The sequence below is a fragment of the Kitasatospora sp. NBC_00070 genome (assembly GCF_045041205.1).
Lineage (GTDB): Bacteria > Actinomycetota > Actinomycetes > Streptomycetales > Streptomycetaceae > Kitasatospora.
Genome location: NZ_CP108247.1, coordinates 1,721,181 through 1,745,902, shown reverse-complemented (window position 1 = coordinate 1,745,902; position 24,722 = coordinate 1,721,181). Strand labels below are relative to the sequence as shown.

Annotated in this window: 23 protein-coding genes and 2 riboswitches; of the genes, 16 read left to right on the top strand and 7 right to left on the bottom strand. The window is 72.6% G+C overall.

Annotated features, from left to right (window positions below):
- Nucleotides 1–115 precede the first annotated feature (115 nt).
- A complete protein-coding gene (locus tag OHV05_RS08100) occupies nt 116–736 on the bottom strand; it encodes a heme-copper oxidase subunit III (protein WP_403038511.1) in 621 nt (206 codons plus the stop codon).
- Between the two features lie 446 nt (nt 737–1,182).
- Between OHV05_RS08100 and OHV05_RS08095 the strand changes: the two genes are divergently transcribed.
- From OHV05_RS08095 to OHV05_RS08085, 3 genes are all read left to right on the top strand, one after another.
- A complete protein-coding gene (locus OHV05_RS08095) occupies nt 1,183–1,608 on the top strand; it encodes a hypothetical protein (RefSeq protein WP_405017043.1) in 426 nt (141 codons plus the stop codon).
- 120 nt (nt 1,609–1,728) lie between these two features.
- Nucleotides 1,729–2,805 (top strand): anthranilate phosphoribosyltransferase, encoded by a 1,077-nt coding sequence (gene trpD, locus OHV05_RS08090; protein ID WP_405017042.1) that lies wholly within the window; start codon nt 1,729–1,731, stop codon nt 2,803–2,805.
- A 104-nt stretch (nt 2,806–2,909) separates the two neighbouring features.
- Nucleotides 2,910–3,027, top strand: a riboswitch (SAM riboswitch).
- A gap of 53 nt (nt 3,028–3,080) precedes the next feature.
- Entirely contained in the window at nt 3,081–4,442 is a 1,362-nt protein-coding gene (locus tag OHV05_RS08085; protein WP_405017041.1) for an aminotransferase class V-fold PLP-dependent enzyme, read from the top strand.
- Between the two features lie 259 nt (nt 4,443–4,701).
- Here the strand turns inward: OHV05_RS08085 and OHV05_RS08080 are convergent, their stop codons facing one another.
- On the bottom strand, nt 4,702–4,983 hold the full coding sequence (locus tag OHV05_RS08080; protein ID WP_057233015.1) for an Lrp/AsnC family transcriptional regulator: 282 nt from the start codon (nt 4,981–4,983) through the stop codon (nt 4,702–4,704).
- A complete protein-coding gene (locus tag OHV05_RS08075) occupies nt 4,980–5,774 on the bottom strand; it encodes a rhomboid family intramembrane serine protease (RefSeq protein ID WP_405017040.1) in 795 nt (264 codons plus the stop codon). Before OHV05_RS08075 ends, OHV05_RS08080 begins: the two co-directional genes overlap by 4 nt.
- Before the next feature lie 182 nt (nt 5,775–5,956).
- Here OHV05_RS08075 and OHV05_RS08070 point away from each other — a divergent pair, with 182 nt between their 5' ends.
- From OHV05_RS08070 to OHV05_RS08045, 6 genes are all read left to right on the top strand, one after another.
- Nucleotides 5,957–6,220 carry a hypothetical protein gene (locus tag OHV05_RS08070; RefSeq protein WP_403038498.1) on the top strand — a complete coding sequence of 88 codons (264 nt, stop codon included), beginning with the start codon at nt 5,957–5,959 and terminating at the stop codon, nt 6,218–6,220.
- A 144-nt stretch (nt 6,221–6,364) separates the two neighbouring features.
- Nucleotides 6,365–7,807 carry an NYN domain-containing protein gene (locus OHV05_RS08065; protein WP_405017039.1) on the top strand — a complete coding sequence of 481 codons (1,443 nt, stop codon included), beginning with the start codon at nt 6,365–6,367 and terminating at the stop codon, nt 7,805–7,807.
- Between the two features lie 198 nt (nt 7,808–8,005).
- A complete protein-coding gene (locus tag OHV05_RS08060; protein ID WP_405017038.1) occupies nt 8,006–9,034 on the top strand; it encodes an NlpC/P60 family protein in 1,029 nt (342 codons plus the stop codon).
- Between the two features lie 367 nt (nt 9,035–9,401).
- A riboswitch (cyclic di-AMP (ydaO/yuaA leader) is annotated at nt 9,402–9,566 on the top strand.
- Between the two features lie 10 nt (nt 9,567–9,576).
- Entirely contained in the window at nt 9,577–10,662 is a 1,086-nt protein-coding gene (locus OHV05_RS08055; protein ID WP_405017037.1) for an NlpC/P60 family protein, read from the top strand.
- 221 nt (nt 10,663–10,883) lie between these two features.
- Nucleotides 10,884–11,948: an NlpC/P60 family protein gene (locus tag OHV05_RS08050; protein WP_405017036.1), complete on the top strand. Its 1,065-nt coding sequence runs from the start codon at nt 10,884–10,886 to the stop codon at nt 11,946–11,948.
- A 62-nt stretch (nt 11,949–12,010) separates the two neighbouring features.
- Nucleotides 12,011–13,249, top strand: coding sequence for a hypothetical protein (locus OHV05_RS08045; protein WP_405017035.1), 1,239 nt, complete (start codon nt 12,011–12,013; stop codon nt 13,247–13,249).
- Nucleotides 13,250–13,258: 9 nt separating this feature from the next.
- On the opposite strand, the gene OHV05_RS08040 is transcribed toward OHV05_RS08045, so the two are convergent.
- Nucleotides 13,259–14,632 (bottom strand): glycosyltransferase 87 family protein, encoded by a 1,374-nt coding sequence (locus tag OHV05_RS08040; protein ID WP_403038481.1) that lies wholly within the window; start codon nt 14,630–14,632, stop codon nt 13,259–13,261.
- A gap of 221 nt (nt 14,633–14,853) precedes the next feature.
- Between OHV05_RS08040 and OHV05_RS08035 the strand changes: the two genes are divergently transcribed.
- On the top strand, nt 14,854–15,993 hold the full coding sequence (locus OHV05_RS08035; RefSeq protein WP_405017034.1) for a glycosyltransferase family 4 protein: 1,140 nt from the start codon (nt 14,854–14,856) through the stop codon (nt 15,991–15,993).
- A 138-nt stretch (nt 15,994–16,131) separates the two neighbouring features.
- Here the strand turns inward: OHV05_RS08035 and OHV05_RS08030 are convergent, their stop codons facing one another.
- On the bottom strand, nt 16,132–17,925 hold the full coding sequence (locus OHV05_RS08030) for an AMP-dependent synthetase/ligase (RefSeq protein WP_405017033.1): 1,794 nt from the start codon (nt 17,923–17,925) through the stop codon (nt 16,132–16,134).
- A gap of 270 nt (nt 17,926–18,195) precedes the next feature.
- Here OHV05_RS08030 and OHV05_RS08025 point away from each other — a divergent pair, with 270 nt between their 5' ends.
- The 5 genes from OHV05_RS08025 to pknB all read left to right on the top strand — a co-directional run bounded on the left by OHV05_RS08025 (nt 18,196) and on the right by pknB (nt 23,060).
- Entirely contained in the window at nt 18,196–18,627 is a 432-nt protein-coding gene (locus OHV05_RS08025) for an SRPBCC family protein (RefSeq protein ID WP_405017032.1), read from the top strand.
- An 8-nt stretch (nt 18,628–18,635) separates the two neighbouring features.
- Nucleotides 18,636–19,793: an ArsA family ATPase gene (locus tag OHV05_RS08020; RefSeq protein WP_405017031.1), complete on the top strand. Its 1,158-nt coding sequence runs from the start codon at nt 18,636–18,638 to the stop codon at nt 19,791–19,793.
- A 66-nt stretch (nt 19,794–19,859) separates the two neighbouring features.
- Complete coding sequence (locus OHV05_RS08015) at nt 19,860–20,123, top strand: DUF5304 family protein (RefSeq protein ID WP_405017030.1); 264 nt, start codon at nt 19,860–19,862, stop codon at nt 20,121–20,123.
- A gap of 194 nt (nt 20,124–20,317) precedes the next feature.
- Nucleotides 20,318–21,259: an ROK family glucokinase gene (locus OHV05_RS08010; RefSeq protein ID WP_405017029.1), complete on the top strand. Its 942-nt coding sequence runs from the start codon at nt 20,318–20,320 to the stop codon at nt 21,257–21,259.
- A 76-nt stretch (nt 21,260–21,335) separates the two neighbouring features.
- Complete coding sequence (gene pknB / locus OHV05_RS08005) at nt 21,336–23,060, top strand: Stk1 family PASTA domain-containing Ser/Thr kinase (RefSeq protein ID WP_405017028.1); 1,725 nt, start codon at nt 21,336–21,338, stop codon at nt 23,058–23,060.
- Between the two features lie 7 nt (nt 23,061–23,067).
- Here pknB and OHV05_RS08000 read toward each other — a convergent pair whose 3' ends face one another.
- Nucleotides 23,068–23,697 carry a sulfite oxidase-like oxidoreductase gene (locus OHV05_RS08000; RefSeq protein ID WP_405017027.1) on the bottom strand — a complete coding sequence of 210 codons (630 nt, stop codon included), beginning with the start codon at nt 23,695–23,697 and terminating at the stop codon, nt 23,068–23,070.
- A gap of 197 nt (nt 23,698–23,894) precedes the next feature.
- Between OHV05_RS08000 and bfr the strand changes: the two genes are divergently transcribed.
- Nucleotides 23,895–24,374 (top strand): bacterioferritin, encoded by a 480-nt coding sequence (gene bfr, locus OHV05_RS07995; protein ID WP_403038457.1) that lies wholly within the window; start codon nt 23,895–23,897, stop codon nt 24,372–24,374.
- 12 nt (nt 24,375–24,386) lie between these two features.
- Here bfr and OHV05_RS07990 read toward each other — a convergent pair whose 3' ends face one another.
- Nucleotides 24,387–24,626, bottom strand: coding sequence for a bacterioferritin-associated ferredoxin (locus tag OHV05_RS07990; protein ID WP_405017026.1), 240 nt, complete (start codon nt 24,624–24,626; stop codon nt 24,387–24,389).
- Between the last annotated feature and the right edge of the window lie 96 nt (nt 24,627–24,722).

Genomic DNA, 24,722 nt, shown 5'->3' with positions numbered 1-24,722 from the left:
GGTCGGCTGGTGGGCGTGCCTCGCGGCCCGGTCTGCCCGGGTCGGCTGCGGGGACGCGCGCGGTCGGTCGGTGCGGGTACGGCTCCGGCCGTCGGCCAGCGACCTGATCAGCTGGTTACTTGATCAGGTAGATGGTCGCGAACAGGGCGATCCACACGACGTCGACGAAGTGCCAGTAGTACGACACCACGATCGCGGCGGTGGCCTGCTCGTGCGTGAACCGCTTGGCTGCGTACGTCCGTGCCAGGACCAGCAGGAACGCGATCAGACCACCCGTCACGTGCATGCCGTGAAAGCCGGTGGTCAGGTAGAACACCGTGCCGTACGGGTCCGAGGACAGCGAGAGGCCGTCCTTCTTGACCAGCTCGGTGTACTCGAAGATCTGGCCGCCGATGAAGATCGCGCCCATCACGAAGGTGATGATGAACCACGAGCGGAGCTTCTTCACGTCACCGCGCTCGGCGGCGAAGACGCCGAGCTGGCAGGTGAGGGAGGAGAGCACCAGGATCGTGGTGTTCACCGAGGAGAAGGGCACGTTGAGCGCGTGGGCCTTCTCGGTCCAGAACTCCGCGCCCTTGACCGAGCGGAGCGTGAAGTACATCGCGAACAGGGCCGCGAAGAACATCAGCTCCGAGCTCAGCCAGACGATGGTTCCGACGCTGACCAGGTTCGGCCTGTTGACCGCTCCGTGCGCGTGTCCGGTTTCTGTTGCTGTTGCTGTCGCCACGACGGACATTATGTCGGTCCCTTATTCCGTCTTCACGCCGGGGGGTGTACCTCGGAGTGTCCGGTGCGTGCGGTATGCCCTGTTGGCAGCCGACGGGGCGTCGGACGAGGGCTTCGAGGAGGTGGTGTCCCATTTCTGACGGTTCATTGACGACGGGTCCACCCGTTCGCCCCGCGTGTCACGGCGGGCCCGGCGCCCCGGGTCGGCTAGCGGGTCGGCCGTCCGGGTGGAACCGGACTTCTGGGGTGACGATCCGTCGCCCGCGTGAGTGATCGGCGTGGCGTACGGCCGCGGCTCGTCCGAGGGAGATCGCGCCAGGGGGTCACCACGAGGGGTGTGCGGGAGTAGCATCCGGAGGTGAACGTGGTCCGGGTCACACCGGGCCGGGTTGAGCCGCGCACGGTACGACGAAGAGCACAGCCATATAAGAGGACGAGTACCCGGGAGCAGGGCCCATGGCGCACACCTCCGACGAGACGCTCACCGTTCTCGTCTACAGCGACGACCGGAACACCCGCGAGCAGGTCACGCTCGCACTGGGCCGCCGCCCCGCCGCCGACCTCCCCGAGGTCGACGTGCTGGAGTGCGCCACGGTGCCCGCGGTGCTCCGAGCCCTGGAGAAGGGCGGTGTCGACCTCTGCGTGCTGGACGGCGAGGCCGTGCCGGCCGGCGGCCTCGGGGTGGCCCGGCAGGTCAAGGACGAGATCTACGGCTGCCCGCCGGTGCTGGTGCTGATCGGCCGGCCGCAGGACGCCTGGCTGGCCGCCTGGAGCCGCGCCGAGGCCGCGATCTCGCACCCGGTCGACCCGGTGGCGCTGGCCGAGGCCGCCGCCACCCTGCTCCGGGCCCGGGTGGCCAAGCGCACCCCGGCCCACCGCTGAGCGATCGCACCGCTGAGGGGCCGTCAGCCGGTGTCTCACCTGTAGAGAAGCACCCCGCGTCCGGGCGCCCCGGATCGCTAGGCTGGCTCCAGCATCCCCGATCGAGAGCTGGAGTCAGCCATGGTGAACGCACAACCTGCGAACGGCGGTAGCGACCCCGCGCAGGTGGTCCGCACCTGGCCGGACCTGCTGAGCGCGCTGCTGGCCGGGCAGGACCTCGGCCAGGCCGACACCGCCTGGGCGATGGACCGGATCATGGGCGGCGAGGCCACCCCCGTCCAGGTGGCCGGCTTCGTGGTCGCGCTCCGGGCCAAGGGCGAGACGGTGGACGAGATCGCCGGTCTGGTCGAGTCGATGTACGCGCACGCCACGCCGCTGCACATCCCGGGCCCCGCAGTGGACATCGTGGGCACCGGCGGCGACCGGGCCAAGACGGTGAACATCTCCACCATGTCGGCGATCGTCGCGGCCGCCGCCGGGGCGAAGGTGGTCAAGCACGGCAACCGGGCGGCCTCCTCCGCCAGCGGTGCCACCGACGTGCTGGAGAAGCTCGGCATCAGCCCCGACGTCACGCCCGCCCGGGTGGCCGAGATCGCCGCGGAGGTCGGCCTGACCTTCTGCCCGGCGCCGATGTTCCACCCGGCGATGCGGCACGCCGCCCCGGCCCGCCGTGACCTCGGGGTGCCGACCGCCTTCAACATCCTCGGCCCGCTGACCAACCCGGGCCGGGTCACCGCGCACGCGATCGGCTGCTTCGACACCCGGCTGGCCGGGCTGATCGCCGGCGTACTGGCCCGGCGCGGTGCCACCGCCCTGGTCTTCCGGGGCGACGACGGCCTGGACGAGCTGACCATCTCCACCACCTCGCACGTCTGGCTGGTGAAGGACGGTCAGGTCACCGAGACCGTCTTCGACCCGCGCGAGGTCGGCATCGAGCCGGTCGGCATCGAGGCGCTGCGCGGCGGCGACCCGCAGTTCAACGCCGAGGTCGCCCGCCGCCTGCTGGCGGGGGAGCGCGGCCCGGTCCGGGACGCCGTCCTGCTGAACAGCGCCGCCGCGCTGACCGCGCTGGAGCTGACCGACGCCCCGCTGGCCGAGCAGCTGGCGGCCGGCATGGTGCGGACCGCGGCCGCCGTCGACTCCGGCGCGGCGGAGGCCCTGCTGAAGGACTGGGCGGCGGCCACCACCCGTTCTTGAACGGTGAGTTGAAGGCCCGGCAGATCACTGCCGGGCCTTCGTACTGTCCGGATGGCGGACGGGTGTTTGACCACTCCTCGGAGGCTCGCCTAGAGTCCTCGGCAGGTCATGAGTGACAGCGACAAGCCCCAGCTTGCTGTCCGGCAACCCTCCGTCCGTGGCGGGGTGCCCTGGGTGAGGACCGGGCTCCGCGGCGAACCGTCCGCGTGGCAAGCGCGGACGTCGGCGGCACAGCTGCACCCCGAGGTCCCGGACCTTCCGAGGAGTGCACCCCCATGTCCGTTTCCACCGAAATCTGCGCCCCGCTCGCCGTTCTCGGCCACGACGTCCAGGTCCCGCTGGTCTCCGGCGAGAAGGTCTCCTACGCCGCCCTGGACTACGCCGCCAGCTCCCCGGCGCTCCAGCGGGTCTGGGACGACGTCGCCGCCTACGCCCCGTACTACGGCAGCGTGCACCGGGGCGCCGGGTACCTCTCCCAACTCTCCACCGACCTGTTCGAGCAGAGCCGCCGCACCGTCGAGGAGTTCCTCGACCTGCGCGAGGGCGACCAGGTGGTCTTCACCCGGGCCACCACCGACTCGCTCAACCTGCTGGCCGGGGTGCTGCCCGCCGGCACCCGGGTGTTCGCCTTCGAGACCGAGCACCACGCCTCGCTGCTGCCCTGGCGCCGGGACGGCCTGACCGTCAGCTACCTGCGGGCCCCGCGCTCGCACGCCGAGGCGGTCGCCGCGCTGGACGCCGCCCTCGCGGCGGAGCCCGCCGAGCACCGGCTGTTCTGCGTCACCGGTGCCTCCAACGTCACCGGCGAGCTCTGGCCGGTCGCCGAACTGACCGAGGTCGCCCACCGGCACGGCGCCCGGGTGGTGCTGGACGCCGCCCAGCTGGCGCCCCACCACCGGGTCTCGGTGCGGGAGTTGGGCGTGGACTGGATCGCCTTCTCCGGCCACAAGCTGTACGCCCCGTTCGGCGCCGGCGTGCTGGCCGGCCGGAGCGACTGGCTGGACGCGGCCGAGCCGTACCTGGCCGGCGGCGGCGCCAGCCGGACCGTGGCCCGCGAGCTGGACGGCTCGGTCGCGGTCGAGTGGCAGACCGGCCCGGCCCGGCACGAGGCCGGCTCCCCGAACGTGATCGGCGCCTACTCCATCGCCTCCGCCTGCCGGGCGCTCACCGAGGCCGGCTTCGACGCGCTGGAGGCCCGCGAGCAGCAGCTGATCGACCGTCTGCAGGCCGGACTGGCCGAGATCCCCGAAGTCCGGGTGCTCAGCCTGTTCGGCGAGGGCGCGGCCCGGGTCGGCGTGCTCTCCTTCGTGGTGCAGGGCTGGAACAGCTCGCACTTCTCGGCGGCGCTCTCGGCCGAGTACGGGATCGGCGTCCGGGACGGGCTGTTCTGCGCCCACCCGCTGGTGCGGACCCTGCTCGGCGGCGAGGAGGCCGCACCGTCCGAGTGCGGCGCCCCGGAGCCGTCGCTGCCCGGCGAGCGCAGCCTGAACGCGATCCGGGTCAGCTTCGGGGCGGGGACTCCGGACGAGCACCTGGAGCGGTTCCTGGGGGCCGTCCGCGAGCTCGTCTCCGACGGGGCGGCGTGGAGCTACCGCAACGAAGGCGGCCGCTGCGTCGCGGACACCCGCCGCAGCTGACCTCTCGGCAGGTGCTCAGCTGTCTACGGTCGGGGGCTCGGGGCCCTGCTGATGTGCGGCTCCGCCGCGTGGGCGACGCCGGCCCTTGCCAGGTGATCCGTCCGTGGGTGGTCAGGCACTTTCGCAGTGACCCGCCCGCCAGATCTCCTCGCCCACGCGGCGGAGCCGCACAACAGCAGAGCCCCGAGCCCCCGGGCCGTAGACCCGGAGCGCCTGCAAAAGTGCAGCATCTGCCCAGAGCGCAGGTCCGAGAGCCTAGCTATTCGTCGAGGCCGAGGGCGAAGGCGGCTTCGAGGTCGTGCTTGGAGTAGGTGCGGAAGGCGATCTGGGTCTCGGTGTGCTCGACGCCCGGGATCTTGTTGAGGCGGCCGGGGATCACCGCGGCGAGGTCGTCGTGGTGCCGGACCCGGACCATCGCGACCAGGTCGTAGCCACCCGTCACCGAGTAGACCTCGCTGACGCCCTCGATCGAGGCGATCGCCTCGGCGATCTCGGGAATCCGGTCGACGCTGGTCCTGATGAGCACGATCGCGGTGATCACTCTGTCGCTCCTGTCCGTGGGTTCCGGGTCAGCGTAACCGTGACCCAGGTGGCCAGGTAGCCGACCGCGAAGCCGATGACGTGCACGGGGTAGGCCACTCCGGGGCCGTCCTGGCGGACCGAGAGCCACTGGAGCAGGAACCAGAGCCCGAGCACCAGCCAGGCGGGGAAGCGCAGCGGCAGGAAGAGCAGCAGCGGCACCAACGTGGTCACCCGGGCCCGGGGGTAGAGCCGCAGGTAGCTGCCGAGCACCCCGGCGATCGCGCCGGACGCGCCGACCAGGGTCCGGGCCGACTCCACCCCGTGGGCCTCCGCCACCGCCCAGCCGTAGGTGGCCAGGTAACCGACCGTCAGGTAGCCGAGCAGGAACCGGACCCGGCCGAACCGTTGCTCGACCCCGGGGCCGAAGACGAACAGGAACAGCATGTTCCCGAGCAGGTGCAGCCAGCCCGCGTGCACGAACAGCGAACTGAGCACCGAGAGCACCGGGATCTTCCGGGGCGTCGGCAGCGGCGGGCAGTCCGCCGTGGACGGGGGCAGCTCGGCCAGCCGAGCCGCCGGCAGCGGCCGGTTGGCCATCAGCTCGGCCGGGATCGCGCCCCAGCGCTGCTCGTACCGCTGCTCGGCGCAGACCCGCTCCGGCCCGGTGCCGTAGCGCGGGTTGAGGCCGAAGCTCGGGCCGATCAGCAGGGTCAGCACGCTCAGCCCGATCAGCGCGTAGGTGACGACCGGCGGGCGCTCCGGTGTCCTGCCGCCCGGGGCGTCGAGGTGGTCCAGGACGGGGATGGCCATAGCGGAGAGCATTCCTCCGGCGTGGCCCACCGACACCGCCCGGTACTGCGGGTGGCCTAGTGCCGTGCGGTCTGCCCGCATCACGGACCAGGTGCCCTCGGTCGAACCCGCAGGCAATAGGCTTGACCTTCCGGACCCTGGGTGACCGCCGTACGGCGGCACCAACGAGAGGACTTGGCAGAATGACGATCGCCGCCCCGACCGCTGAGACCCGCTGGCGCTGCACGCTCTGCGGCAACCTGACCCGCTTCGACGTGACGCGCTCGTCCCGGGTGGTGGAGTTCCTGCACTTCGACCTGGCCGGCGACTCCAAGGTCGAGGAGACCGAGGTGCTGGCCGAGACGCTGGAGTCGGTCCGCTGCCGCTGGTGCAACGCGGTCGACCAGGTCGAGTTGGTGGCCCGTCCGGACGCCGAGCAGGCGGCCGCGGAGCAGCAGGAGTCCTGACCGGTGCACCGGCCCGGGCCCGCGCGGAGTGTGGCGCGGGTCGGGTCGGGGCACGGTAACCGCGACAATTGCAGAGAGCGGTGTGTTTGAGGGCAGCGGCAACCGGCCGTACGGACCCCGCGGAGCAGGATCGGAGCCGAGGACGTGGTGGACGCAGCATGGGGGGCGGCCGAGTCGCAGGAGCAGCCTCCCGCGGCCGCGACCCCGGCCGCCCCGGAGCAGGCCGACGCACCGCCCGCTCCTGCCGACCCGACCGATCCCACTCCCGGTGACAGCCCCGAACAGCTCGGCCGACCGCTCCCCGAGGGGGTCAGGCACCGGGTGGTGGGCATCGCCGCCGACGCGCTCGGCGGCCTGCCGGCCGCCGAACTGCCGGTCTCGCTGCGCCAGTACGCGAAGTTCACCCCGGCCCGGCGGGCCAAGTACGCGGCCACCGCGCTGGCCGCCGCGCTGGAGGCGGACCCGGCGTTCCGGCTGCGGATAGCCGATCGGCTCCGGCTCGGGCAGCCGGATCTGGTGAGGGCGCTGGAGGCGGGCAGCGTGCCGGGCGCCGCCGACCCGATGGACGTGGCGGCGGCCGCCTACCTGCTGCGCCCGGCCGGCTGGGCCCGGCTGGTCGCCGAGGCGGGCGAGCAGGTCGAGCGGGCCGGCGCCGAGGGCGCGGCGGCCGAGGCGGCCCGGCTGGTGGAGAAGCTCCAGGAGGAGCTGGCCGAGCTGCGCGCCCAGTCCAGGGCCGACCTGGACCGGCAGCGGGCCGACTCGGAGGGGATCCGGCGCGAGGCGGAGTCGCTCCGGAAGAAGGTCCGGACGCTGGAGAGCGACACCCGGCGGGCCCAGGCCGAGGCCCGCAAGGTGCAGGCCGAGCTGGCCGAGGTACGGGCCGGGGCGGCCACCGAGCACAGCGCGGCCGAGGCCGAGGCCCGTCGGCTGCGGCACCGGATCGCCGAGCTGGAGACCGCCCTGGAGGCCGGCCGCCGTTCGGCCCGGGAGGGCCGCAGCGTCGAGGACATGCGGCTGCGACTGCTGCTGGACACCGTGCTGCAGTCCGCCCAGGGCCTCCAGCGCGAGCTGGCCCTGCCGGTGGCGCAGATCCACCCGGCCGACCTGGTGGACGCGGTGGCACCGGCCTCCGCCTCGCCGCACGACGTGGCCCGCCGGGCGCTGGCCGAGGACGACCCTGCGCTGCTCGACCAGCTGCTGGCGATCCCTCAGGTCCACCTGGTGGTGGACGGCTACAACGTGACCAAGACCGGGTACCCGACGCTGCCGCTGGAGCAGCAGCGGATCCGGCTGCTCGGCGGTCTGGCGATGCTGGCCCAGCGCACCCAGGCCGAGGTGACCTGTGTCTTCGACGGCCAGGACCTGGACGTGCCGGTGATCCTGGCGCCGCCGCGCGGGGTCCGGGTCCGGTTCAGCCGGACCGGGGAGACCGCGGACGAGCTGATCCGGCGGCTGGTCAGGGCCGAGCCGCTGGGGCGTCCGGTGGTGGTGGTCTCCACCGACAAGGAGGTCGCCGACGGCGTGAAGAAGGCGGGTGCGCGCCCGGTGGCCTCACTGCTGCTGCTGAAGCGGCTGGCCAGGCCCTGACGGTGACTGACTGCAGGTCAGGGCGGGGTGGCCGGGTTGTGTCGGTCCGGTGAATTCCGGTCCCCGGCGGGAAGTTCGTGGCGGTAGGGGAGTGGCGCACCCGTGACAACTTCACTAGGGTCTGGCGTCAAACCTATTTTCTGGACAAGCACCCGATCGGGTGAGGTCGCGTCCAGGAGTGATGAAGGAGCTCTTCCTTTGGCTTCCCACCGCCGCCCCAAGCAGCCGAGCCGTGCACGGGTCTCCGTGCTGACCGCTGCCGCAGCGACCGCGGTCGCCCTCTCGGCGCAGGCGGGTGCCCACGCGGCGCCGGCCAAGCCGAGCAAGGACGAGGTCAAGGTCCAGGTCGACGCGCTCTTCAACGAGCAGGAGCAGGCGGCCGAGCGGTTCAACGGCGCCAAGGAGCGGACCGACCAGCTGCGCAAGCAGGCCGAGCAGCTGCAGGACCAGGTGGCCCGCGGCCAGGAGCAGATGACGGCCCTTCAGGGCGGCCTGGCGGCCGTGGCGGCGCAGGAGTACCGGGACGGCGGGGTGGACCCCTCGGTCGCCCTGATGCTCTCCTCGGACCCGGAGAACTACCTGACCAAGGCGTCCAGCGTCGACCAGGTGAACCAGACCCAGGCGCAGAGCCTGAAGACGCTCCAGGACCAGCAGCGCCGACTGGACCAGCAGAAGATCGAGGCCGCGGAGACGCTGGCCGAGCTGGACCGCAACACCAAGGTGCTGAACGACGCCAAGGCCGAGGTGCAGAAGAAGCTGGCCGAGGCGCAGAAGCTGCTCAACCAGCTGAGCGCGGCCGACCGGAACGCGGTGCTGGGCGACCGCGCCTCGCGCGGCGGCGAGCGGATCGACGTCGGCAACCTGCCGCCCGCCAGCGGCTACGCCGGTGCGGCGGTCTCCGCCGCGATGGGCAAGCAGGGCAAGCCGTACGTCTGGGGCGCCACCGGACCGAACTCCTTCGACTGCTCCGGCCTGGTGGTCTGGGCGTACGCGCAGGCGGGCGTCTCGCTGCCGCGCACCTCGCAGGACCAGGCCTCGGTCGGCACCAACATCGGCAAGGACTGGGCCAACGCGCAGCCGGGCGACCTGGTGATCTACCACCCCGACGCGCACCACGTCGGGATCTACATCGGCAACGGCCTGGTGGTGCACGCCCCGCACACCGGTGACGTGGTCAAGGTGATGAAGGTCGACGCGATGCCGATCAAGACCATCCGCCGGGTCTGATCCACCGTCAGCCTGATACGGCATAACGGACATCTCCCCATCAAGGCGTCCAACTGACGCCTCGTGACACGCCCGGGCCCGTCGGAACCTCCCTGTGATCTGGGACACCTCCGGCGGGCCCCGTCGCGTCCGCATCCCGGGAATTCGTCGGCGCAGCGTGCATTTCCGATCACGCTCGGTCGCAATCACCGAAGAATCACGACTTCATTCCGACTTTTTTCTTACAAGGATTTGAACCGATCACGGTTGGGTTACTAGGGTCCTTCTCGAACCACCGCACTGTCGATCACCCAACCTGGGTGGCGGCGGGGGTTACCGCCGAGTTCGAGACGCAGCGGGGCAGTTCCGACTGCCCTACGGGGAAGCCCTCTCGGGGGCGCTGTCGATCGGAGCCGGGGAACCACGTTCCTCGGGGTGAATCGGCGCCAGGTCGACGGACCGTCACGAGACGGCCCGACGGTGAGGCGCTGTAGGGCATCTCTTCCAGCCCGAACCCGTCAGCTCACCCGGTAGGCGGACGTAGGAAGAAGGAGCCCGCCTTCGTGGCGTCCCATCGTCGTCCCAAGCCTGCCGGCCGTACCCGGGTCTCGATCATCACGGCTGCCGCCGCCGCTGCGGTGGCGCTGTCCGCGCAGACCGGTGCGCACGCCGACCCGAACCCCACCAAGGACGAGGTCAAGTCCCAGGTCGACCAGCTCCACGAGCAGGCCGAGGACGCGACCGAGAAGTTCAACGCGGCCACGGAGAAGCAGCAGACCCTGCAGAAGCAGGTCAGCGGCCTTCAGGACGAGGTGGCCCGGCAGCAGGCCCAGGTGACCACCCTGCAGAGCACGCTCGGCGAGATCGCCGCCGAGCAGTACCGGACCGGCGGGATATCGCCCACCGTCCAGCTGATGCTCTCCAGCAGCCCGGACGCCTTCCTGGGCCAGGCCGACTCGTTGAGCCAGCTCGGCGCCTCGCAGGCGGACACCCTGAAGACGCTGAAGGGCGAGCAGGGCAAGCTCGACCAGCAGAAGTCCGAGGCCCAGAACAAGCTCGCCGACCTGGAGCGCACCACCCAGGAGCTCCGGGCGGGCAAGGACGAGATCCAGGCCAAGCTGGCCTCCGCGCAGGCGCTGCTCGACACGCTCAGCCGCAAGGAGCAGGACGAGCTGCGGGCCGCCGAGGCCAAGGCCGCCGCCGACTCGGCCGCCAAGGCGGCCACCGAGTCGAAGACCGCCGCGCCGGACCGGGCCTCCCGCACGGAGACCAGGACCGACCTGAGCGGCCTGCCGGCCGGGTCGTACGCGGGCACCGTGATCGCCGCCGCCGAGGCGGAGATCGGCAAGCCGTACGGCTACGGCTCCGTCGGCCCGAACAGCTTCGACTGCTCCGGCCTGATGGTCTGGGCCTTCAACAAGGCCGGGATCTCGCTGCCGCGCACCTCGGAGTCGCAGATGGGCGCCGGTCAGAACATCGGCACCAACATCGCCGACGCCAAGCCCGGTGACCTGATCATCTACCGCGGGGGCGGCCACGTCGGCCTCTACGTGGGCAACGGTCAGATCGTGCACGCGCCGCGCACCGGCACCCTGGTCCGGCACGAGTCCGCCACGGTCATGCCGATCACCCGCATCGTCCGGGTCTGACCACCCGTCCGTCGTAACGCCCGCAGGCCCGGCCACGTGCCGGGCCTGCGGCGTTTCCGGCTGGCCGAGCAGATGTCCGATTGATGGTCAAATATTCGACACTGTAGGGGTTTGGACTAGATCGCCGTGACTCGCTAACGTCTGCCCCCGGACCTTCGCAAGGACGGCCGCCCGACCGGGCGGCGGCGGTGGCCCGGCGCAGGAACGGAGCAGCCGCCGGTATGTCGACGCACAGTCGTTCCCCCCTGCCAGGCGCCCGCCGGTTCACCCGGGCGCTGGTGTTCACCGCAGCGGCCACCACGGTGCTCGGGGTGGCCTCGGCGGGCGCCGCCGGGGCCACCCCGGGCGCCCCGGCCGAGCCGCCCACCCGCAAGGACGTCAAGGCCCAGGTCGACCAGCTGTACGAGGAGGCCGAGCAGGCCTCGGAGAAGTTCAACGCGGCCCAGGAGCAGCAGCGGCAGCTGCAGTCCGACACCGGCTCGCTGCAGAACCAGGTGGCGGCCGGCCAGGACGAGCTGAACCAACTGCGCTCCGGGCTCGGCTCGGTGGCCGCCGCCCAGTACCGGGCGGGCGGCATCGACCCGGCGGTGCAGCTGATGCTGGACTCCGACCCGGCCGGCTACCTGTACCGGGCCCGCACCCTGGACCAGACGGCGGAGCGGCAGAACGACACTCTGCGCCAGGTGATCGACAGTCAGCGCCGGCTGGACCAGCGGCGGGCCGAGACCACCGCCAAGCTGGCCGAGCTGGAGTCCGTCCGGCGCACCCTGAACGAGAGCAAGCAGGAGATCCAGCAGCGGCTCACCAAGGCCCAGCGGCTGCTGAACTCGCTGGGCGCGGGGGAGCGGGCCAGGATGGCCGACGACGACGCCAGGGACGCCGCCCGCCGGGCCGCCCGGGGCGCCGAGCGGGTCGACCTCGGCAACCTGCCCGCCGCCTCCGGACGGGCCGCCGCCGCGCTGGCCGCCGCCAGCGGCAAGATCGGCTCCCCGTACGTCTACGGTTCCACCGGGCCCCGTACGTTCGACTGCTCGGGTCTGATGTACTGGGCCTGGCGGCAGGCCGGAGTGACCCTGCCGCGCACCTCGCAGCAGCAGGCCAACGCGGGGCAGCGGATCAGCCTCGCCGAGGCCCGGCCGGGAGACCTGGTGATCTTCTACAGGGACATGCACCACGTCGGGATGTACGCCGGCGGCGGTGTGGTGGTCCACGCGCCCTACCCCGGCGCCCGGGTCCGCTACGAGAGCGTCAACGCGATGCCGGTCAGCGGGGTGGTGCGGGTCTGAGCGGCGCTCGGCGGGCGACCGCCGGCCCGACCCCGGACGGCGGGGCGCGGGTCGGCGGTCCCGTGCTGTCCCGCCGGGCCGCGCTGCTGCTCGCGGCGGCCGGGCTGGTGCAGCTCTCGCCGCCGGTGGCCCGGCCGGTCCGGGCGCCCTCGGTACCCCCGGTCCGTTCGGCGAGCGCCGAGACGGTCCGGGCCCGGCCCCGGATCGAGGCGCTGCTCGCGGACCGGGCCAGGGCGCTGCTCCGGCTGGACCGGAGCGCGCTGGCGGCCGGGGTGACCCCGGCCGGCCGGGCCGCCGAACTCGCCGGGCTGGCCCGGCTGGCCCGCGTCCCGTTGGCCGAACTCTCCTACCGGATCACCGACTTCGCCGAGCCGGTCGGCGATGCCGTCACCCTGACCGTCGAACTCGGCTGGCGGATCGCCGAGTTCGACGACCTCCCGGCCGTGCTGACCCGGCGGATCGGGTGCGAGCTGGTGGACGGCGAGTGGCTGCTGGCCACCGACCAGCCGGTCGGTGGCGCCGCGCTCTGGGACCTCGGCGAGGTCCGGGCGGTGCAGGGCGGGCACAGTCTGGTGCTGGGTCAGGCCGACCCGGCCGCGCTGGCCGCCGCGGCGGCCACGGCCGACCTGGCGGTCCCGCTGGTGACCGAGGTCTGGGGCGGGGACTGGCCCGGCCGGCTGCTGCTCGGCTTCCCGGCCACCGGGGAGCAGTTCGCCCGCCTGCTCGGGGTCTCCGAGGCCGGGTACCAGGGCATAGCCGCCGTCACCACGGCCGCCGCCGGGGCGCCGCTGCACAGCCCGGCCGACCGGGTGCTGATCAACCCGCAGGCGTACGCCGGCCTCAGCGAGCTCGGACGCAGGGTGGTCACCGTGCACGAGGCCACCCACGTCGCGACCCGGGCCGACACCCGGCCGTGGACCCCGCTCTGGCTCTCCGAGGGCGTGGCCGACTACACCGGCTACCGGGGCGCCGGCCGCAGCCCGAAGCAGATCGCGCCGGAACTCGCCCGGGCCGCCGCGGTCAAGGGCTTCACGGCCGCACTGCCCGCCGACACCGACTTCGCGGCCGGCTCGGCCGGCATCGGCCTGGCGTACGAACTCGCCTGGTCCGCCTGTGACCTGATCGCCCGCCGGTTCGGCGAGCAGCGGCTGGTCGGCTTCTACCGGGCCGCCGGGGCCGCCGGGCCGACCGGCGACCGGGAGGAGTGGCTGGACGGGCTCTGCCGGGCCCGGCTGGGCCTCGGACTGGCCGACCTCACCCGCGAGTGGGGCGAGGACCTGCACCAGCGTTTCGCGCACTGACCGGGGGCCTCACTGGCGGACGCCCGCGCTGTCGATGCCGTCCAGCAGGTCCTGCTCGTACGCGATCCCCGGCCGGACCGGGTACCCGGCGGGCACCGGCGCCTCCAGGGCGGGCGGCAGCACCAGGGTGCGGACCGGTTCGACCACCCGGGTGGAGCGCCAGAGCCGGACGCAGGACAGGATCGTGGCGGCCAGCAGCAGCAGGTTGCGCACGCTCAGCACCACCACGCCCCACAGCTGACTGTTCAGCACCTGGCCGAACAGCACCGGGAACTCCAGCGTGGTGAACAGCGTCGCGGCCAGCACCAGCAGGGCCACCGGCCGCTGGCTGGTGCCACGCACCGTCAGGCAGACCGCGGTCAGGCCGACCACCCAGATCAGGTACTGCGGGCTGATCACCCGGCTGGTCACGGTGAAGATCAGCAGCGCGGTCAGCGCCGCGTCGAAGCTGGTCGCGGTCTGCCAGCGCTTCGCCCGGAGCCGCCAGAACAGCAGCCAGGCGAAGCCGACCACGCTGGCCCCGACCGAGACCTTGGAGATCACCGTGACCCAGGGCCCGAGCATCTCGACCGAGCCGTAGTTCATCTTCACCTCGCCGTGCCAGCCACCGGCCAGCCGGGCGAAGTGCAGCGGCAGCGCGCCGAGCGACTCCACCTCGATGCCGCGGTCCCGCTGGAACTTGAGGAACTCGAAGGCGCCGTTCATCCCGGCCGCGAGCAGGAAGCCCAGCGCACTGAACGAGGCCACCGCCGCCGTCCAGGACCGTCTGGTCCGGCGGCCCTTCGGGGTGCCGATCAGGGCCAGCACCGGCCAGACCTTGACCAGCCCGCCGAGACCGAGCAGCGCACCGCCGAGCGCGGGGCGCCGCAGCACCACCAGGAGCCCGGCCACCGCCAGCGCGGTGACCATGATGTCGTACCGGCAGTAGACCGTCGGCCCGAGCAGCGGCACGCCCGCGACCCAGACCCAGGCCCCGGTGAAGCTCCGGCCGCGCCGCGTCCCGGCCCGCATCAGCAGGGCCATGGTGAGCGCGTCCACCAGCCCGCAGACCACCCAGAACGAGACCAGGTACGACCAGGGCAGCAGCCCGGGCAGCAGGATCACCAGGGCGGCGCCCGGCGGGTACTGCCAGGTCACGTCGTCCAGCGGGAAGGTGCCGGTCTGCAGCACCTGGTACCAGCCGTGGTAGATCACCGAGACGTCGGCGGTCACGTCGGTGTTGGAGATCCCGATCACACCGAGCACCATCAGCACGATCAGCACCCGGGTGGCCAGCCAGCCCCCCGCCAGGCCCCAGAGCGCTCCACCGGCCGGGGACGCCGCCGGACCGCGGTCGGCACCGCCCGCACTGATGCCGGTACTCCCGGTCGGGGCCAACTCCACCGCACTCCCTCGTTCTCCTTGGTGCACGCCGCGCGGATCCACCCCCGAGCCCCCGTCCGTTCTCGCCGTACCGTCTCCGCGTACCGGACCGGCACGGCTGCCCACCCTAATCAAAAGCGTGCCGCCCCTGCCGGTCGCGTTCCCGGCACACCGGGGCGTTGACCTATGGTACGGATCAGCGACCGGTACACCGAGCACCCCCCGACCGAGCGAGCCGTGGCATGCACAAGACTTTGATCGTCACCAACGACTTCCCGCCCCGCCCCGGCGGCATCCAGGCCTTCGTCCACAACATGGCGGTGCGCCAGCCGGCCGGCAGCATTGTGGTGTACGCCTCGAACTGGCGGGACGGCAGCGAGGTGGCGAAGTTCGACGCCGAGCAGCCGTTCCCGGTGATCCGGGACCGGACGAAGATGATGGTGCCGACGCCCCGGGTCACCCGGCGGGCCGCCGAGATCCTCCGCGCCGAGGGCTGCGACTCGGTCTGGTTCGGCGCCGCCGCACCGCTCGGCCTGATGGCCCCCGCGCTGCGCCGGGCGGGTGCGGGCCGGCTGCTCGGCATGACGCACGGCCACGAGGCCGCCTGGGCCCAGCTGCCGGTCTCCCGGCAGCTGCTCCGCCGGATCGGCGCTGGCACCGACACCCTGACCTACCTCGGCGAGTACACCCGCTCCCGGATCGCCGCCGCGGTCGGCCCCGAGGCGGCCGCCCGGATGGTCCAGCTGCCGCCCGGCGTGGACGAGCAGACCTTCCGGCCGGACTCCGGCGGTGCCGAGGTCCGCGCCCGGCTCGGCCTGACGGACCGTCCGGTGGTGGTCTGCGTCTCGCGGCTGGTGCCGCGCAAGGGGCAGGACACCCTGATCGCCGCACTGCCGCAGATCCTCCGGGACGTGCCGGACGCGGTGCTGCTGATCGTCGGCGGCGGCCCCTACCAGGGCGACCTGGAGAAGCTCGCCGAGGCACGCGGGGTCAGCGCCTCGGTCCGCTTCACCGGGGCGGTGCCCTGGTCCGAGCTGCCCGCCCACTACGGCGCGGGGGACGTCTTCGCGATGCCCTGCCGCACCCGCCGGGGCGGCCTGGACGTGGAGGGCCTGGGCATCGTCTACCTGGAGGCCAGCGCCACCGGCCTGCCGGTGATCGCCGGGGACTCCGGCGGCGCCCCCGACGCCGTCCTGGAGGGCGAGACCGGCTACGTCGTCCCCGGCAACTCCCCGGCGGCGGTGGCCGAACGCACCGTCCGCCTGCTGCACGACCCCGAACTCCGCCGCACCATGGGCGAGGCCGGCCGCCGCTGGGTCGAACGCTCCTGGCGCTGGGACCTGCTGGCGGGGCGCTTGACCGCTCTGCTGAGCCACGACTGACAGGGGCTCGGGGAACGGCGACGCCGGCCTCGGGAGCGTTCGACGTGCGTGTGTGGTCAGGCACTTTCGCAGTGACCCGAGCGCCAGATCTCCTCGCAGTTCCCCGAGCCCCTGGACAGTGCAGCCGGGCCGTCTGCCTTACCGGCGGTAGAGGCCCTCGACCTCGGCGGCGAAGTCCTTCATGACGACGTTGCGCTTGAGCTTGAGCGAGGGCGTCAGGTGGCCGCTCTCCTCGGAGAAGACGGTGTCCAGGATGTGGAACTTCTTCACCGCCTCGGCGTGCGAGACCGCCTGGTTGCCCTCGTCCACGGCGGCCTGAACGGCCGTCAGCAGGTCGGGGTCCTCGCGGAGTTCGGCCAGGGTGGCGCCGGCCGGCTTGCCGGTGAGCTCCTTCCAGCGGGGGAAGAAGTCCTCGTCGATGGTGACCAGGCAGGCGATGAACGGCTTGCGGTCGCCGACCACCATCACCTCGCCGATCAGCGCGTGGGCCCGGATCCGGTCCTCGATCACGGCGGGGGCGACGTTCTTGCCGCCCGCGGTGACCAGGATCTCCTTCTTCCGGCCGGTGATGGTCAGGTAGCCGTCGGCGTCCAGGCTGCCCAGGTCGCCGGTGGCGAACCAGCCGTCGCGCAGCGCCTCCGCGGTGGCGGCCGGGTTGTTCCAGTAGCCGGTGAAGATCTGCGGGCCCTGGAGCAGCACCTCGCCGTCCTCGGCGATCCGGATCGCCGAGCCGGGCAGCGGCTGGCCGACGGTGCCGATCTTCGGCCGGTCGTGCGGGTTGAAGGCGGTGGCCGCACAGGTCTCGGTAAGGCCGTAGCCCTCCAGCACGGTGAAGCCGATGCCCCGGTAGAAGTGGCCGAGCCGCTCGCCGAGCGGGGCGCCGCCGGAGATCGCGTGGGTGGCCCGGCCGCCCAGGGCGGCGCGCAGCTTGCTGTAGACCAGCTTGTCGAAGACCGCGTGCTTCAGCCGCAGACCCAGGCTCGGGCCGCCGTGGTCCAGGGCCCGGCTGTACGCGATCGCGGTGTCGGCCGCCCGGTCGAAGATCTTGCCCTTGCCGTCGGCCTGCGCCTTGGCTCTGGCGGTGTTGTAGACCTTCTCGAAGACCCGGGGCACACCGAGGATCAGGGTCGGCCGGAACGAGGCCAGCTCGGCGGTGACGTCCTTGATGTCGGATACGTGGCCGAGCTTGATCGGCGCGATCACGGCGGCGATCTCGGCGATCCGGCCGAGCACGTGGGCGAGCGGCAGGAAGAGCAGCACCGAGCTGTGCCCGGTGCGGAACAGCGGCTCCAGCCGGGCCGTCACGTTGCCCAGCTCGGCCAGGAAGTTGCCGTGGGTGAGCTGACAGCCCTTCGGACGCCCGGTGGTGCCCGAGGTGTAGACGATGGTGGCGATCGAGTCGGCGGTCGCCACCGAGCGGCGCTCGGTGACCGTGCTGTCGGTGACCCGGGTGCCGCCCTTCGCCAGTTCGGCCAGGGCGCCGCGCTCGATCTGCCAGGTGTGGGCCAGCTCCGGCAGCCGGTCGCGCAGCCCGGCCACCACGGCGGCGTGGGTGTCGGTCTCGGTGACCACCGCGACGGCGCCGGAGTCGCCGAGGATCCAGGCGACCTGCTCGGCGGAGGAGGTCTCGTACACCGGCACGGTGATCGCGCCCGCGCACCAGATGGCGAAGTCCAGCACGGTCCACTCGTACCGGGTGCGGGACATCACGCCGACCCGGTCGCCGGGGGCCACGCCCGCCGCGATCAGGCCCTTGGCGGTGGCGCGGACCTCGGTCAGGAACTGGGCCGCCGTCAGATCCACCCACTGTCCGTCCAGCTTGCGGCTGAGAACCGCCACGTCCGAGTGCTGCTCGGCGTTCTGGTGGACCAGGTCGGAGAGGTTACCGCCGCTCGGTACCTGGTAGCGGGCCGGAAGGCTGAACTCGAGCAAGACTGCTCCTCGTCTGCGACGCTGCGGGACGGCAGGACGTTACTGCCCGGTAGGTGGATTGACCAGAGTTGTCCGGCCCGGTGTTCGAAGAGTCACACCGGCGGCCTGGCCCGATGCTCCCGACTCGCACCTTACGACAGCCCGCGGGTGACCCGCCGGTAGCCCGGACGGCCGTGACCTGGACCGATGGGGCACCGGCCGGGAGAGGGGCGGCAGCGCGATAGCCTTCCCTGGGCGCAACACCTGTAACAGGACAGCGGAGGCCGTGTCATGGCGGAACACACCAGGTCGAGCATCACCATCGACGCGACCCCGGCCGAGGTCATGGCGGTGATCGCGGACTTCGCCGCGTATCCGGCCTGGACCGGCGAGGTCAAGGAGATCGAGGTCCTGGAGACCGCCGGGAACGGCCGGGCCGCGCAGGTGCGCCTGCTGCTGGACGCCGGCGCGATCCGCGACGAGCACGTGCTCGCCTACACCTGGGACGGCGACCGCGAGGTCAGCTGGACCCTGGTGAAGAGTCAGATGCTGCGCTCGCTGGACGGCTCGTACGCGCTGGCCCCGGCCGGCAGCGGTACCGAGGTCACCTACCAGCTGGCCGTGGACGTCAAGATCCCGATGCTCGGCATGATCAAGCGCAAGGCCGAGAAGGTCATCATCGACCGTGCGCTGGCCGGCCTGAAGAAGCGCGTCGAGGGCTGATCCCCGCGATGCGGACCATCCTGGTCAGCGGCGAGGGCGCCGAGGAGGTCGCCGCCGCGACCGCGCTGCACCACGCGCGGCAGGGGCTGACCACCCGTCTGCTGGCCGCCGACGACCCGCACCGGGTGCTGGACACCGTGCTGGGCATCCGGCTGACCGACCAGCCGGTCCGGTACGCCGACGCCCTGACGGTGGCGAGGATCGACGGACCGACGGCCTTCCGGGCCGCGGTCGAGGGCCTCTCCGGTGTGCTGGGCCCCGCCTTCGACCTGCTCGGCGCCACCCCGCTGGACCCGGAGGAGCTCACCCCGCTGCCCGGCACCGGCCAGCTCGCCCTGCTCCGCTCGCTGCGCACCGTCCGGGCCCAGGTGCTGGTGGTGGCCGCGCCCCGCCCCGCCGAACTGATCGCCGCGCTCGCGCTGCCCGAGCAGCTCGACCGCTACCTGGCCCGGCTGCTGCCCGAGCAGCGGCAGGCCGCCCGGGCGCTCCGCCCGCTGCTGGCCGCCGTCGCCGGGGTGCCGATGCCCGCCGAGTGGCTGTTCGAGGCCAGGACCAGGGCGACCGCCGCACTCGCCGAGGCCCGGGCGGTGATCGAGGCCCCCTCGACCACCGTCCGCCTGGTGGTGGAGGCGGCCGCCCCGCGCCCGGCCGAGCTGCGCCGGATCCGGGCCGGGCTGGCCCTGCACCGGCTGCGGCTGGACGCGGTGGTCGCCCACCGGGCGCTGCCCGCGGCCGCGGCCGGCTCGGTCGACCCCTGGCTGGCCGGCCAGGCCGCCCGCGAGCGGGACGCCCTGGCCGGGCTGGCCGCCGAGCTGGACGTCCCGCTGCTGACCAGCCGTCAGCCCGGGCCCGCGCTGGAGGCGGTGGCCGAGCAGCTGTACGGCGGCACCACCACCCCACAGGCGGCCGAGCACCCCTGGCGGGTGGAGGACCGGCTGGCCGAGGAGGGCCTGCTGCTCTGGCACCTGGCGCTGCCGGGAGCCGACCGGTCCGAACTGGAACTGGTCCGGCGCGGCGACGAGTTGGTGGTCGGCCTGGGCGGTTACCGCAGGCTGCTGCCGCTGCCCGCGGCACTGCGCCGCTGCACGGTGAGCGGGGCCGCCCTCGCGGACGGCGAGCTGGTGGTCAGGTTCGCCCCCGACCGGGATCTCTGGCCGCGAGATTAGGGGCCGCCCCGGGGCTGGGGCATCCGGTAGCGTCGCAGCGGTAAGCCGAGCACCGAGGAGGACCCGATGGCCGACGAGCAGTCAGACCGCACAGCCGACCTGGTCGAGGAGGTGCGCCGGTTCGCGGCGGTGGTGGGGGAGAAGGCCCAGGAGATCGGCGGCCGGCTGCGCGAGCAGAACCCCGAGGTCTACGGCCACCTGGCCGCCGCCGGTGGCGAACTGCTGGCCGCCTACCGCGCGGCCGTGAGCGGCCACGAGCGAACGTGGTCCGCGCCCGGACCTGCCGATGTGGAGCCCATCGACCTTGACGGTGCGTCGGACAACTCGTGAAGCCGCTGGTCAGAGCTGGTGACCAGACGCCTGCGAGGAGTGACCGAGCGCGGTAAATCGTACGACTTCTGAATGCTCGTCCACTGCCTTCGGGGAAATTGTCTTCGAATAATGTATGCAGTGCTGTGTACGGGAGCACCCTTGGGCGGGTACCGTTTCCGCTCAGCGGGAACGAGTGAATAGCTGAGGGACACATGGCTCTGACCATCGGCGTCGATGTCGGCGGTACGAAGATCGCGGCCGGCGTGGTCGACGAGAACGGCGAGATCCTCGCGCGGACTCGGGTACCCACCCCGGCCGACCCCCAGTGGGCGGTCGACGCCATCGCGCAGGCCGTACGCGAGCTCAAGGAGCAGCACCCGGAGGTCTCGGCGGTCGGGGTCGGGGCTCCCGGCTTCGTCGACCGGGACCGCTCCACGGTGATCTTCGCGCCCAACATCGCGTGGGAGAACGAGCCGCTCAAGGTCCGGATCGAGGAGCTCACTGGCCTCCGCACGGTGGTGGAGAACGACGCCAACTGCGCGGCCTGGGCCGAGTTCAGGTTCGGCGCGGCGGCCGCGCACGAGGACACCGTGCTGATCACGGTCGGCACCGGCATCGGCGGCGGCATCGTGCTGGACGGGCGGCTGCACCGCGGCCGGTTCGGCGTCGCGGGCGAGATCGGCCACCTCAACATGGTGCCGGACGGCCTGCTCTGCGGCTGCGGCGGCAAGGGCTGCTGGGAGCAGTACGGCTCCGGCCGGGCGCTGCGCCGCTACGGCCGGGAGAAGGCGGCCGGCGACCCGATCGCGGGCAAGCGGATGCTGGAGCTGAACGACGGCGCCGCCGACACCATCCGGGGCATCCACATCACCGAGGCCGCCGCCGAGGGCGACCCGCTGGCGCTGGAGTGCTACGCGGAGCTGGCCGACTGGCTCGGCCGCGGCCTGGCCGACCTGGCCGCGCTCTTCGACCCGGCCGTCTTCGTGCTCGGCGGCGGGGTCTCCGACTCCGGCGCCCTGCTGCTCGACCCGGTCGCGGCCGCCTTCGAGAAGTACATCACCGGGGGTGTGCACCGCCCCCGCGCCGAGGTGGTGCTCGCCACCATGGGCTCGGCCGCCGGCATCGCCGGCGCGGCCGACCTGGCCCGGATCTGACCCACGGTCACCCCGGTGGGCACGGCGTGCCCGCCCACCGGGGTGTTCCGCACCGGGCGGCCCATAGACTCGTCGGATGGACACCACCCCCGACCCGCTGATCGGTACCCTGCTGGACGCCCGGTACCGGGTGGAGCAGCGGATCGCGGTCGGCGGCATGGCCACCGTCTACCGGGCCACCGACACCCGGCTGGACCGGGTGGTGGCGGTGAAGGTGATGCACCCTTCGCTGGCCCAGGACGCCGAGTTCACCGGCCGGTTCATCCGGGAGGCCAAGGCGGTGGCCCGGCTCGCCCACCCCAACGTGGTGAACGTCTTCGACCAGGGGGCGGACGGCCGGTCGGTCTTCCTGGCGATGGAGTACGTGCCCGGGCGGACCCTGCGGGACCTGCTCAGGGACCGCGGGGCGCTGAGCGTCCGGGGCACGCTGGACGTGCTGGAGCCGGTGCTCGCCGCGCTCGGCGCCGCGCACCGGGCGGGCCTGGTGCACCGGGACGTGAAGCCGGAGAACGTGCTGATCACCGACGGCGGCCTGGTCAAGGTGGCCGACTTCGGCCTGGTCCGGCTGCTCAGCGGTGCGGACGGGATCACCGAGACCACCTCGGCCGGCACCGTGCTCGGCACCGTCTCCTACCTCGCCCCGGAGCAGATCCAGCCGGGTCTGCCGACCGACCAGCGGGTGGACGTCTACGCGGCGGGCATCCTGCTGTACGAGATGCTCACCGGCGCCAAGCCCTACCAGGGCGAGAACCCGATGCAGGTGATCTACCGTCACCTGCACGAGGACGTCCCGCCGCCGTCCCTGGTCGCCCCCGGCGCGGGCGCCGAACTGGACGCGATAGTCGCCGCCGCCACCTCGCGCGACCCCGGTGGCCGGCCGTACGACGCGGTGGAGCTGCTGGCCGCGCTGCAGCGGGCCCGGCGGCAGCTGACACCCGCTCGGCTGGACGCCGAGCCGCCCGCCTCGGCCCGCCGGAGCCCGCAGCACCCGACCACCGAGGCCACCTCGGTGCTCGACCAGCGCGACCGGGTGGAGCGCACCAGCGTGCTGGACGTGCCCACCATGATGCTCACCCGGCCCCGCCCGTACGACGAGCCGGCCCCGGCCAGGCGGTCCCGGCCGCGCCGTTCGCGCAAGCCGCTGATCTGGGCCGCGGTGCTGGCCGCCGTGCTGCTGCTGGTCGGCGGGACGACGTACACGCTGTCCAACGCGCTCTACGCCGAGGTGCCCGCGATCGTCGCGCAGACCCAGGCGGAGGCGGTGCGGACGCTGGACGGCGCGGGGCTGCAGGGCAGCTTCGTGCAGCAGTTCAGCGAGACCGTCCCGGCCGGGCAGGTGATGGCGACCGACCCCGGGGTGGGCGCGCGGGCCCGGAAGAGCGACCCCGTGCGGGTGACGCTCTCCAAGGGCCCCGAACGGGTGACGGTGCCCGGGCTGGTCGGGAAGACGCTGGAGGACGCCCGGAAGGAGCTGGCCGCCGCCCGGCTGACGCCGGGGACGGTCACCGAGGAGTTCAGCGACACGGTGGCGCAGGGCACGGTGCTCGGCACCGCCCCGGCGGCCGACGCCCGGCTGGCGGTGGACGCGCCGGTGGCGCTGACGGTCAGCAAGGGCATGCGCCCGGTGCCGAACGTGGTCGGGCTGGGCCGGGACGAGGCCGAGAAGGCGCTCAAGGACGCGGGCTTCAAGGCTCGGCTCCCGTTCCTGACGCTGGGCCTGGGCAAGGTGACCAAACAGGAGCCGGCGGCGGGCCAGCCCGCGCGGCAGGGCACCGAGGTGACGATCACCCCGCAGTTCTGACCCGCCGTCAGCGCAGCGGGCCGTCGCCCGGCTCCTCCTGGTAGGAGTAGCGCTGCTCGGTCCAGGGGTCGGCGAGGTTGTGGTAGCCGCGCTCCTCCCAGAAGCCCCGGCGGTCGGCCCGCATGTACTCGACCGCGCGGACCCACTTCGGGCCCTTCCAGGCGTACCGGCCGGGGACCACCAGCCGGACCGGGAAGCCGTGCTCGACGGTGAGCGGCCGGCCGTCGTGGTGGGTGGCGAAGACCGTCGAGGGGTCGGCGAACTCGGCCAGCGTGAGGTTGGCGCTGTAGCCGTACTCGGCCCAGACCATCACATGGCTGACCTGCTCGGCCGGCGGCACCTGTTCGAGCACGGTGGCGGCGGCGATCCCGCTCCACTCGTTGTCGAGCATCGAGAACCGGGTGACGCAGTGGAAGTCGGCGCGCACGGTGACCCGGGGGAGGGCGTGGAAGCCGTCGAAGTCCCAACTGTGCTTCTCCGCCGAGGCGGTGGCCCCGAACACCTGGAAGTCCCAGGTCAGCGGCTTGAACCGGGGGACCGGGCCGTAGTGCAGCACCGGCCAGCCGCGCTGCAGGCGCTGGCCGGGAGGGAGTCTCGGGTCAGCCGGCTGGAGCTCTTCGTGTTCTGACTGACCCATGCCTCCATGGTGACAGACGGCGGGCGGTGCGCCGCGCGCGCCCCTGAGCGGGGGGTCACTCGAACGGTATAAATCGGATATTCCGAAGCATGTCCCGGTAAGTGTGAACTTACTGGAAATTACGCCCGGGACAGTGCCACGATGCGGTCAGCCGTGGTTCCGCCGTGACGTAGAACGAAGAGCAGGAGGGCACCGCCATGAAGGGCGACGCCGAGGTCATCGAATTCCTCAACGAGCAGCTCACCGCCGAGTTGACCGCGATCAACCAGTACTTCCTGCACGCCAAGATGCAGGAGAACTTCGGCTGGACGAAGCTCGCCAAGTACACCCGGCACGAGTCCATCGACGAGATGAAGCACGCGGAGACGCTGACCGACCGGATCCTGTTCCTGGACGGGCTGCCGAACTACCAGCGGCTGTTCCACGTCCGGGTCGGCCAGACCGTCCAGGAGATGTTCGAGGCGGACCGCCAGGTCGAGGTCGAGGCGATCGACCGGCTGAAGCGCGGCATCGTGGTGATGCGGGCGAAGAACGACGTCACCTCGGCCAACATCTTCGAGTCGATCCTGGCGGACGAGGAGCACCACATCGACTACCTGGACACCCAGCTCGAACTGCTGGAGAAGCTCGGCGAGGCGCTCTACCTGGCGCAGCTCATCGAGCAGCCGGAGAGCTGATCCCGGGGCCGGTCAGGCCGCCTGGGCGGCCGGCTGCCCGGGCTCGGCCAGACCGAGCTTGGCGGCCAGCCTGGCTGTCGGGCACGGGCGGGCCCCGTGCTCCCCGAGCAGGGCCTGGATCCGGCGGACGCACGAGCCGCAGTCCGTACCGGCCTTGCAGCCCTTGGCTATCTCGCGGGGGGTCTGCGCGCCGTCGTCGATCTGCTGCTTGACCTGGGCCTCGGTGACCGCATGGCACATGCACACGTACATCGCGGTCACTCCCGGGGTCTGGTGCGGCGCATTGAGCTAAGGCTTACCTTACCCAATAATGCGGGCACGAAAAAGCCCCTCCGCTCTCCGTAACCC